Origin of the sequence: Microcystis sp. M49636_WE2, assembly GCF_030065375.1 — a bacterium.
GTDB classification, from domain to species: domain Bacteria; phylum Cyanobacteriota; class Cyanobacteriia; order Cyanobacteriales; family Microcystaceae; genus Microcystis; species Microcystis aeruginosa_C.
The window spans coordinates 1-3,165 of sequence record NZ_JASJFG010000143.1 but is presented as its reverse complement, the minus strand read 5'-3'; the positions used below and the strand labels follow the sequence as shown (position 1 = coordinate 3,165).

Annotated in this window: 2 protein-coding genes; one reads left to right on the top strand and one right to left on the bottom strand. The window is 42.1% G+C overall.

Going from position 1 to position 3,165, the window contains the following annotated elements:
* Positions 1-371, bottom strand: a 371-nt coding sequence (locus PX484_RS03360) for a Uma2 family endonuclease (protein WP_288102849.1), incomplete at its 3' end; no start/stop codon positions are given.
* A 209-nt stretch (positions 372-580) separates the two neighbouring features.
* Between PX484_RS03360 and ileS the strand changes: the two genes are divergently transcribed.
* The coding region (ileS, locus tag PX484_RS03355; RefSeq protein ID WP_288102848.1) for an isoleucine--tRNA ligase at positions 581-3,165 on the top strand (2,585 nt) is incomplete at its 3' end.

Here is a 3,165-nt window from a genome sequence, read left to right as displayed (position 1 = left end):
AATTTATCACCCCTATCAAAGGATTCCGTAGATTTCGATAATACTTCAATAATCAGAACGGGATAGAGAATAAAATCATCGGTATTGTTAATCTCTCTCTCGTCACAAACCACCGCAATATCGGGATAATAATAACAATTTGCCTCCTCTAACCGGACTTTGATATCGGAAGTGAGAACAAGACAGGGACTATCATCGAGATGGATATTCAATAAAGTAGCTAGATTGGTATTTAAGACAATATGCGGCTTTTTTGCCCCTACCATTGCATAAATCCGTCCTTTTCGGTACTCGTGCTTGATCGGACTGACTCTTTCCCCTTCTAGATACACTTCTGGAGAGACATAAAAAAAATTAGGATTCGTCACCATCGTCCCCATGCTCCCTATCCTCGAATAACTAAATTATAGCCTTTCGGAATCATCGCTCTTGGACTCAATCTCGCTAGACTTATAGATCAATGATTGTCACTTGTAATATTTGTATTACAGTTATGTGACAGAATAGAGATAACGACTCTCAAAGGGACGTTATTTAGGAATGAATCCCAAAAACGATTGATATCCATAGGTTTGCCAGAATGTCCAACGCTAAAAGTTACAAAGATACCGTTAATTTGCCTCAAACTGACTTTGATATGCGAGCAAATGCCAGTAAACGCGAGCCAGAAATCCAGAAATTCTGGCAAGATGAGCAAATATACGAGAAATTAGCGCAAAATAACCCCAAAGAATTATTTATTCTCCACGATGGTCCCCCCTACGCTAACGGGTCTCTGCATATCGGTCATGCTTTAAATAAAATTCTCAAAGACATTATCAATAAATATAAACTGCTGCAAGGCTACAAAGTGCGCTATGTGCCGGGTTGGGATTGTCACGGGTTGCCGATCGAACTAAAGGTTTTACAAAGTCTCAAAAGCTCGGAAAAAGAGGGTCTAACCCCTTTGAAATTACGTCAGAAAGCCCACGATTTTGCCCTTCAAACGCAAAAAGAACAGTGTGAAGGTTTCAAAAGATATGGAGTCTGGGGAGACTGGGAAAATCCCTATTTAACCCTACAACCTGAATACGAGGCCGCTCAAATTGCCGTATTCGGAAAAATGGCCCTAAAAGGTTATATTTATCGGGGACTAAAACCGGTTCACTGGAGTCCTAGTTCTCAAACCGCTTTAGCTGAGGCAGAATTAGAATATCCCGAAGGTCACACTTCCCGCAGTGTCTATGTTGCTTTCCCAATTACGTCAGTTTCAACCCCAGTTTTAACGCCATTTTTGCCTAATTTATCCGTGGCTATCTGGACGACTACCCCCTGGACTTTACCCGGGAATTTGGCCGTCGCATTAAACCCAGAATTAAACTATTCAGTGGTGGAAACTAGCGAGTCTAATTATCTAATTGTAGCGACGGATTTAGTCGAAAAATTAGCCGACACTTTGAACAGGACTTTGACGATTAAAGCAACGGTTAAAGGTCTGGAATTAGAACATACTAAATACCGTCATCCTTTGTTTGACAGAGAAAGTGCGATTCTCATCGGTGGGGATTATGTCACCACTGATTCCGGCACCGGATTAGTTCACACGGCCCCCGGCCATGGTCAGGAGGATTATATCGTCGGCCAACGTTACGGTTTACCGATACTTTCTCCCGTGGATGATAAGGGAAATTTCACCGCAGAAGCGGGACAATTTGCGGGTTTAAATGTCTTGAAAGATGCTAATGAAGCAATTATTTTAGCACTGACAGAAAAGGGTGCCTTACTCAAAGAAGAAGCATACCAGCATAAATATCCCTACGATTGGAGAACCAAAAAACCGACAATTTTCCGCGCAACAGAACAATGGTTTGCTTCCGTGGAAGGATTCCGGGAATTAGCTTTAGAAGCAATTGATTCGGTGCGTTGGATTCCTGCAACGGGTAAGAATCGCATCACTTCTATGGTTAGTGAAAGAAGCGATTGGTGTATCTCTCGTCAGCGCAGTTGGGGGGTTCCTATTCCTGTTTTTTATGACGAAGAAACGAATGAACCTCTGTTAACCGAGGAGACGATTAATCACGTTCAAGCTATCTTCGCAGTCAAGGGTTCTAATGCTTGGTGGGAGTTATCCGTAGAGGAATTATTGCCTCCTAGTTATCGCGATAATGGTCGCAGTTATCGCAAGGGAATGGATACTATGGATGTGTGGTTTGATTCTGGTTCTAGTTGGAATGCGGTGGCTAATGCTCGACCAGAATTAAGTTATCCTGCGGATATGTATCTAGAAGGATCGGATCAGCATCGGGGATGGTTTCAATCGAGTTTATTAACCAGTGTCGCTGCTAATGGTATTGCTCCCTATAAAACGGTGTTAACTCACGGTTTTGTTTTGGATGAACAGGGACGAAAAATGAGTAAATCTCTGGGTAATGTCATCGATCCCAATGTGATCATTAATGGGGGTAAAGACCAGAAAAAAGAACCCGCTTATGGGGTGGATGTGATTCGGTTATGGGTGTCCTCGGTGGACTATACCAATGATGTGAATATCGGTCAAAATATTCTTAAACAGTTGGTAGATATCCGTAATAAAATCCGTAATACTGCCAGGTTTTTACTGGGGAGTTTAAATGATTTTGATCCCGTTAAAGATGCGGTAGCTTATGAAGAGCTACCGGAGATTGATCGCTATATGTTACATCGTATCTCGGAAGTGTTTACGGAAGTAACGGCAGCTTTTGAAAGTTTCCAATTCTTCCGCTTTTTCCAGACGGTACAGAATTTTTGTGTTGTCGATTTATCTAACTTTTATATCGACATCGCTAAGGATCGTTTATACATTTCTGATCCTAATTCTTTCCGTCGTCGCAGTTGTCAAACAGTCTATGCTATTGCTTTAGAAAATCTCGCTAAAGCGATCGCTCCTGTCCTCTCTCATCTAGCGGAAGATATCTGGCAATTTCTCCCCTACAAAACTCCTTATTTATCGGTATTTGAGTCAGGATGGCTAAACATCGATCCTGCTTGGAATAATCGCGAATTGGCCGATAAATGGGCCAAATTCCGGCAGCTACGCACCGAAGTTAATAAGGTGATGGAAACTGCCAGAAATGATAAGGCGATCGGTGCTTCTTTAGAGGCAAAAGTTTTACTTTATGTTCCCGATGAAACCTTACAACAGGAGTT